The organism is Stenotrophomonas sp. GD03777 (genome assembly GCF_029842485.1).
Taxonomy (GTDB): Bacteria; Pseudomonadota; Gammaproteobacteria; order Xanthomonadales; family Xanthomonadaceae; genus Stenotrophomonas; species Stenotrophomonas sepilia.
On sequence record NZ_JAOCGL010000145.1, the window covers coordinates 1 to 7,759 of the forward strand.

7 protein-coding genes are annotated in these 7,759 nt (G+C 68.2%); 1 reads left to right on the plus strand and 6 read right to left on the minus strand.

The annotated features are described in order from the left end of the window. Positions 1–1,510, minus strand: a 1,510-nt coding sequence (locus tag N5E02_RS19280) for an acetyl-CoA hydrolase/transferase family protein (RefSeq protein ID WP_279946624.1), incomplete at its 3' end; no start/stop codon positions are given. A 385-nt stretch (positions 1,511–1,895) separates the two neighbouring features. On the opposite strand from N5E02_RS19280, the gene glnE reads away from it, so the two are divergent. Then, positions 1,896–4,691, plus strand: coding sequence for a bifunctional [glutamate--ammonia ligase]-adenylyl-L-tyrosine phosphorylase/[glutamate--ammonia-ligase] adenylyltransferase (gene glnE, locus N5E02_RS19285; RefSeq protein ID WP_279946625.1), 2,796 nt, complete (start codon positions 1,896–1,898; stop codon positions 4,689–4,691). 175 nt (positions 4,692–4,866) lie between these two features. Here glnE and N5E02_RS19290 read toward each other — a convergent pair whose 3' ends face one another. The 5 genes from N5E02_RS19290 to N5E02_RS19310 all read right to left on the minus strand — a co-directional run bounded on the left by N5E02_RS19290 (position 4,867) and on the right by N5E02_RS19310 (position 7,701). Further along, a complete protein-coding gene (locus N5E02_RS19290; RefSeq protein WP_279946626.1) occupies positions 4,867–5,427 on the minus strand; it encodes a queuosine precursor transporter in 561 nt (186 codons plus the stop codon). Between the two features lie 75 nt (positions 5,428–5,502). Then, positions 5,503–6,015 carry a hypothetical protein gene (locus N5E02_RS19295; protein WP_279946627.1) on the minus strand — a complete coding sequence of 171 codons (513 nt, stop codon included), beginning with the start codon at positions 6,013–6,015 and terminating at the stop codon, positions 5,503–5,505. Between the two features lie 32 nt (positions 6,016–6,047). Next, a complete protein-coding gene (locus N5E02_RS19300; RefSeq protein WP_032953871.1) occupies positions 6,048–6,551 on the minus strand; it encodes a hypothetical protein in 504 nt (167 codons plus the stop codon). A 19-nt stretch (positions 6,552–6,570) separates the two neighbouring features. Further along, complete coding sequence (locus N5E02_RS19305) at positions 6,571–7,422, minus strand: DUF2145 domain-containing protein (protein WP_065197241.1); 852 nt, start codon at positions 7,420–7,422, stop codon at positions 6,571–6,573. Positions 7,423–7,470: 48 nt separating this feature from the next. Continuing rightward, positions 7,471–7,701, minus strand: coding sequence for a hypothetical protein (locus N5E02_RS19310; protein ID WP_005415044.1), 231 nt, complete (start codon positions 7,699–7,701; stop codon positions 7,471–7,473). Positions 7,702–7,759 lie beyond the last annotated feature (58 nt).

Genomic DNA, 7,759 nt, shown 5'->3' on the forward strand with positions numbered 1-7,759 from the left:
CCTTCATCGTTCCGGTATCCAGCCAGCGCTGGTGCCACGACAACGCTTCCGGCAGCAGGTGCGGGGTGTGCTTGCCGTAGCTCTCACGGCTGGCACGGTCGAAGTAATCCTGCAGCTGCGGGCGGAAGTCCGGGTGGGCGCAGTTGTCGATCAGCACCTGCGCGCGCTTGCGCGGGGTCAGGCCGCGCAGATCGGCCAGGCCCTGTTCGGTGACGATCACCGACACATCGTGCTCGGTGTGGTCGACATGGCTGGCCATCGGCACGATCGCCGAGATGGTGCCGTTCTTGGCGGTGGACGGGCTCAGGAACGCCGACAGGAAACCGTTGCGGGCAAAGTCACCGGAACCGCCGATGCCGTTCATGATCCGCGTGCCCATCACGTGCGTCGAATTGACGTTGCCGTAGATGTCCACCTCGATCATGCCGTTCATGCCGATGCAGCCCAGGCGGCGCACCAGTTCCGGGTGGTTGGAGATTTCCTGCGTGCGCATGATGATGCGCTCGCGGTAGAAATCGATGTTCTCCTTGAACGTCTCATTCGCCTGCGGGCTCAGCGCGAAGCCGGTGCAGGAGGCGTAGCTCAGCACGCCGTCGCGCAGCAGGTCGAGCATGCCGTCCTGGATCACTTCGGTGAACGCGGCCAGGTCGCGGAAACCACTCTTGGCCAGGCCGGCCAGCACGGCGTTGGGGATGTTGCCCACGCCCGACTGCAGCGGCAGCAGGTTCGGCGGCAGGCGGCCCTTCTTCACCTCGTGCTTGAGGAACTCGATCAGGTGCGAAGCGATCTGCTCGCTGGTTGCATCGATCGGGCTGAACGGGCTGTTGCGGTCCGGGCCGTTGGTACGCACCACGGCCACGATCTTGTCCGGGTCGCAGCGCAGCGCGGTATCGCCGATGCGGTCGTTGGCGTTCACCAGCGGAATCGGCTTGCGGTGCGGCGGCAGCGCGGTGCCGTAGTAGATGTCATGCATGCCGTCGACGCCGGCCGGCTGCCATTCGTTGACCTCGACGATCACCTTCCTGGCCAGGTCCAGCCAGGTCTTGTTGTTGCCGACCGAGGTGGAGGGCACCAGCGAACCATCTTCGCGGATGGCCGAGACTTCGATGACGGCGGTATCGATCTCGCCATAGAAGCCGAACCACACGTGCTGGGCGACGTGGCTGAGGTGGATGTCGATGTAATCCAGCTTGCCCTCGTTGATGCGGTTGCGCGCATCCGGGTCGCTCTGGAACGGCATGCGCATGGCGATGCCATCGGCCTTGGCCAGCGCGCCATCGAGTTCCGGCGCGGTCGAGGCGCCGGTCATCAGCTTGATCTGGAAGGGATTGCCCTGGGCATGCACCGCTTCGATGCGGCGGGCCAGTTCGACGGGAACGGCCTTGGGATACCCGGAGCCGGTAAAGCCGCTCATGGCCACGGTTTCACCGGGCTGGATCAGCGCGGCTGCGGCCTCGGCGGAGACCACGCGGTCACGGAGACGCGCGTTGGCGATGCGATCAACAGACATGACGACAGTGTTTCTGGGGGGAATCCCGATTATCGGCCATCCTCATCCGTACGGGGGGTTCTACCTTCGTGGAATGGCTTTTCCCCCAGTGGCTCACCCATACCCACCGGTTCTGTTTTGCAGTGCAGCGTGCAAAGTGCTTTCGCAGCCCGCACGATGGCCCTGCATCCCGACGTGGGGGAGGGAGCAGAGCCCGCTGGCAGTTCGCTGCAAGCGGGCTTTTTTATTGCCTGTGGCCCAGTGTGAATACGCGGCCTCCATTATCGGTAGTGCCGGCCGCTGGCCGGCAACTGCAGCAACCTTCGGCAGAATCATGGGATCTGCCGGCCAGCGGCCGGCACTACTGGGTCCGTTGCGCCCCAGCCGGGTCGATACAATCAGACCCATGACCCTCGCCCCCGCTGACCTGCCCGCCCCGCTGCAGCCCCTTGTCGACCGCGCCCTGGCGCGCCTGGCCCAGGTCCTGCCCGAGCCCGTTCCTGCCGAACTGCTGCCGCTGCTGACCCGACTGGCGGTGGCCAGCGACTTCGCGCTGGACACCCTGGTGCGGCAACCGGCGCTGCTGGCGCAGCTGGCTACCCCCGGCTGCCCGCCGATCCCGCCACCGGTGCTCGATCCGCTGCAGCCCAGCGACTGGCCGGCGCAGATCCGGCGCTGGCGTACTGCCATGTCGACGCGGCTGATCTGGCGCGACCTGACCGGCCTGGACGACGTGGCACAGACCCTGGCCGGCGCCACCACCCTGGCCGAGGACTGCCTGCGGCTGGCGCTGGACGCGCTGCAGCAGGAATTCGCCCAGCGCCACGGTGTGGTCCGCGATGGCGAAGGCGCCGCGCAGCAGCTGGTGGTGTTCGGCCTCGGCAAGCTTGGCGGCGGCGAGCTCAACTTCAGTTCCGATATCGACCTGGTCTACGCCTATCCGCACGGCGGCGAATCCGACGGCCCGCGCGCGCTGGCCGCCGAAGAGTATTTCGCCCGCCTTGGCCAGCGCCTGGCCAAGCTGCTGGACGAAACCACCGTCGATGGCTTCAGCCACCGCGTCGACCTGCGCCTGCGCCCGTTCGGCAGCGCCGGCCGCGTCGCGCTGTCGTTCGCGGCGATGGACCAGTACTTCCAGCGCGAAGGCCGCGACTGGGAGCGCTATGCGTGGCTGAAGGCGCGCGCGGTCGCCGGTGATATCGAGGCCGGTGAAGCGTGGCTGCAGACCCTGCGCCCGTTCGTGTACCGCCGCTACCTGGATTTCACTGCGCTCGATGGCCTGCGCGAGATGAAGGCAGCGATCACCGCCGAAGTCGCGCGCCGCGAGCTGCACGAAGACATCAAGCGCGGCGCCGGTGGCATCCGCGAGATCGAGTTCCTGTGCCAGGCGCTGCAGCTGATCCGCGGTGGCCGCGAACCTGCGCTGCGCGAGCGCCGCCTGCTGGTGGCGCTGGACGCGCTGGTGGCTGCGGGGCAGATCGCGCCCGAGGACAGCAGTGCGCTGCGCGAGGCCTACCTGTTCCTGCGCCGCCTGGAGAACCGCCTGCAGATGCTGCGCGATGCGCAGACCCACGTGCTGCCCAGCGATGCACTGGACCGCGAGCGCATCGCCGTCGGCCTCGGCTACCCGGACTGGGACGTGCTGCGCGCGGCGCTGGCCGAACAGCAGCAGCGGGTCAGTACCGAATTCGCCGCGCTGCTGGCACCGCGCAAGGGTCAAGCCGCGCCCGACGCGCTGGCCAATTACTGGCGTAGCCTGCCCGAGGGCAGCAACGCGCCGTTGCTGGCAGAAGCCGGTTTCCTCGATGCCAATGGCGCCGACCAGTCATTGCGTGACTTCGCGCAGGGCACCGGCGTGAAGTCATTATCCGATGCGGCGCGTGCGCGGCTGGATCGCGTACTGCCCGCGTTGCTGCATGCGGCCACGCGTTCGCCGCAACCCGACGCTGCGCTCAAGCGTGTGCTCGGCCTGTTGCAGGCCGTGCTGCGCCGGACCAGCTATCTCGCGCTGCTGGACGAACAACCGAGCGCGTTGGCGCGTCTGGTCGATGTGCTGGCGCGCAGCGCGCTGCTGGCCGAGCGGCTGGCCGCGTACCCGCTGCTGCTGGACGAACTGCTGGACGTGCGCGTGTCCGGGCCGATGCCCGATGCGGCCGGCATGCTGGCCGAGTGCCAGCAGGTGCTGGCGGTGGAAGATCCCGAATCCGCACTGCGCTGGCTCAACGAGACGCGGCTGGCGCTCAGCTTCCGCATGGCGATGGCCACGCTGGATGGCCGCCAGGGTGCGGTGGACAGCACGCGGCAACTGGCCGAGCTGGCGCAGGCGGTGGTCACCACCGTGCTGGCGATGGCCGAGGCGGACATGCGCGCCGCGCACGGCGGGATTCCCGGTGGACGTTTCGCGATCATCGGCTACGGCAGCCTCGGCGGGCTTGAGCTGGGCTTCGGTTCCGACCTGGACCTGGTGTTCCTGCACGACAACCCGGCTGGCGTGGAGGCCAGCGATGGCGCACGTCCGCTGGAACCGGGGCGCTGGTATGCACGGCTGGCACAGAAGGTGATGGCGCTGCTTGGTGCGGTCACCGCCGCCGGGCGCCTGTACGACATCGACGTGCGCCTGCGCCCGGACGGTGGCAAGGGTTCACTGGTGTCTTCGTTGGCCAGCTACACCGAATACCAGCGCGAACGCGCGTGGACCTGGGAACACCAGGCCCTGGTGCGCGCACGCGGTGTGGCCGGTGATGCCAGCCTGCTGGCCGATTTCGAACAGGTGCGTGCACAGACACTGGGTCGTGAGCGCGATCCGGCCACGCTGTATGCCGATGTGCTGAAGATGCGCGGCCGCATGCGCACTGAACTGGACCGCAGCGATGCCGCGCGGCTGGACCTGAAACAGGGTGCCGGTGGCGTGGTGGACCTGGAGTTCCTGCTGCAGACCGGCGTGCTGGCGCGTAGTGCGCAGCATGCGGCGTTGCTGCAGCCACGCGACACGCCGTCGCTGATCGATGCGCTGGCGATTGCCGGTTTCCTGCCGGAAGACACTGCGCAAGCACTGCATGGCGCGCATGCCACGCTGCTCGACGTGGGCCTGGCCTGCACGCTGGACCGTCGCCCGCGACTGGCACCGACCACGCCAGCGATTGAAGACGCGTGTGCGGCGATTACGGCGGCGTGCAGAGCGGCGGAGCTGCCGTTCGGGTGAGTGGGTGCACCCATTAGAGCAATTGCCCGGGGATGATCCGCTGTTGGTAGGTGCCGACCGTTGGTCGGCACAATCTGTCAGCGGTGATGAACTCTGATGGAGCGTGCCGACCAACGGTCGGCACCTACCGTGCTCATGTGCCATCCAAGGTCGGCACCTACCAGAGCATGTGCGTTCAGCTGGCGGCGCGTAGCGGCGCCATCTTCCACAGCAGCGCGCGGAACGGGGCCAGCAGGCAGACGCCGATCACCAGCTTCACTGCCAGGTCGCCGGCGGCCCAGCTCACCCACGGCAGGGTGGAACCGGCAAATGCGATCGACCAGAAAATGGTGGTATCCACCGTCGCGCTGCAGGTCGTGGCCACCATCGGTGCGCGCCACCAACTGCCGCGGCGCAGGCGGTCGAACACGGTGATGTCCAGCAACTGCGCCACGATGAAGGCCGAGCACGAGGCAACGGCGATGCGCGGCGTGGCCACCCAGATCGACAACAGCACCGCCACCGCGAAGCCGATCCACGCCACGCGGCGCGCCGGGCCCGGGCCGAAGCGGCGGTTGATCAGGTTGCTGACCAGGAACGCGACCGGATAGCTGAAGGCGCCCCAGGTCAGCCAGTCATTGATCGGGTACTGCACCAGCACGTTGGACAGCAGCACCACCGCGCCCATCGCCAATACCGCCAGCACCAGGGCGCGGGCGGTCAGCGGGGCAAACATAGGGGCAGGACGCACGGACATGGCGAGCCAGGGGGACAAAGGGGATCCCCCATTATCCGCCCGGCCCGCGGCAAAGCCAAAACCGCTTGTTCAGCTTTACAACGCTTCGCTCATCACATCGCCTGCGGCGTAGGCGGTGGGGACGTAAGCCAGCGCTTGGCCCTGTGCGCTCTTCACGGTCCAGCCGGCACCGGCCTCGGTGGGGTCGAAATGCACCTGCTGGCCGACCACGAAGGCCGCCGTCTGGTCTTCATGCACGCGCGCCGGCCAGCGCAGGGTGGCGGTCTGATCGGCCTTGCCGGGTACCTGCAGCTGCACCTGGCGCTCGCCCGCCGCCGTGGTCTCCACCTTCTTCACGTCCATCGGTGGCAGCGGCACCGCCTTGGTGCGGGCAGCCCTGGCATTGCGTTCGCTGGCCTTGAACGGCGCCTTGAACAGTTCGGACAGGCCCGCCGACGCAGCGAGCGGCACCGAGACCACGATCAGCGAGGTGATCAGCACGCTGGCTTCGCTGCTGTTCAACTGCGGCGCGGCGCCGGCATGGACGGTGGGCACCAGCAGCGCGGAGAGCAGCAGGGCAGAAGCGGGAACGCGCAGGCAACGGAACATGGAGACCTCCTGGTCAGCGTGGGGACGGCGGCTCAGCGCCGGGTATCGAAGATATCGCGCGGGCCGGTGGCCTCGGGCAGGTATTCCAGCGGGCGGCCCTGGTTGTCCTTCAGCTGCCAGCCCTGGTCGGCGCCGGTTGGCTCGAAGTTCACGGTCTGGCCCACGGTGAACTGCACGGCCGGGTCGCCGACGCCGCGCGGATACTGCATCGATGCGGTGTTCTGCGGATCGTTGGCATCACGCAGCAGCACTTCGCGGCGGCCATCGACGGTGGTGGCGATTGCGCTCACCTCCATCTGCGGCAGCTTGATCTGCTGCGGGCGGGCCAGCGGCTGGCCGGCATCGGCCGCATCCTGGGCTTCCTTCGCTGCTGCGGCGCGGGCCGAGGCCACCATCTGCGTGGACATTTCCAGGCTCGGTCCCTGCGGGCCCGGGTCATGGATGATCACGATGCGGCGTTCGGCGTGGGCGGCCGTCGACCACGCCAGGCCGGTGACGATCACCATCGACAACACAGAGGTAAGCAGCGGACGCATGTCGTTCTCCTTGCGGGATTCAGGGCGTGGCGGCGGTGGCACCGGCCACCGGCACATGGGGGATCACCAGTTCCTGCTGCAGCTGGCTGCGCTGGTGCAGGAAGTCGAACACCGATTCCACCGTCACCACCGAATAGTTGCCGGAGATGCGTTCGCCGGCTGGATGGTCGGTGGTGGTGGCGTTGGCTACGAACAGGCGCGCACCCACGCGCTTGCCGAGGCCGATATGCAGCACGCTGGGCTGGTACTTCTGCTGGCGCAGCCACTGCTGTGCCTGTTCGCGCTTGACGATGGCCGGCGCGCCTTCGGTCTGCGCCATCGCCGCCGCCAGCACTTCCAGCACCCACTGGTTGGAGTTCTGGTAGTCGGTGGCGAACGGGTAGGCGACCACGTTGTACCTTGTTTCGTGCAGCGCCTTGGGCTGGATCGAGGGCGGCACCAGCATCGCGCGCAGCGCCGCACGCAAGGGGGCCGACGGCACGCCGATGCGCAGGTCGGTATGGCCGCCGCTCTCGCCGACGAAGTTGCCGAGGCCCTCGTGGTACAGCTGCGAGCTGTCGGTCTTGCAGCGGTTGAGCAGGTGCATCGCGCGCCAGCGGCCGTCGTCCTCGCGCAGCAGGAAGGCCAGGTGGCTGTGGCGCAGGCCGTAGCGGCTCAGGTCCTGGCCACCGCGCGCGGCCACCGCCACGTCCACCTCGGGCAGCGCGTCCAGGCGTTCGGCGGTGGTCCAGGCCACGTCCAGCATCGCCGCCTGCGACGCCACGCTCGGGTAGCGCTCGCGGCAGGCGGTGCTGTCGGCCCAGGCCGGTGCGGTCGCCAGCAGGCTGGCGATCAGCAGCGCGGCGCGGCGCAGGCGGGAAAAACGATCCATGTCGGTACCTTCAACGGCGGGCAGGCCCGCGCGCCGATCATACGCTGCTCAGCGCAGCGGGCGATCCACGCCCTTGCGCTGGAGTTCCCTGTCGCAGGCATCGCTGATCGGGGCGATCGGCAGCGGCGGGCGCTCGCCCGTCTTCGGATCGCGCAGCGCCGGCTGTTCGCGGTACGCATCCAGCTGCTGCTGGCATTGATAGGAGATCGGGTCCAGCTCGGTGGGCGCGGTCGAACACGCGGCGAGCAGGGCCAGGGGCAGCAGGAGCAGGGTACGTATGAAGGCATTCGGTCCGGTGGGGGACACCGGACTCTAACGGTATGGGCAGATTGAAATG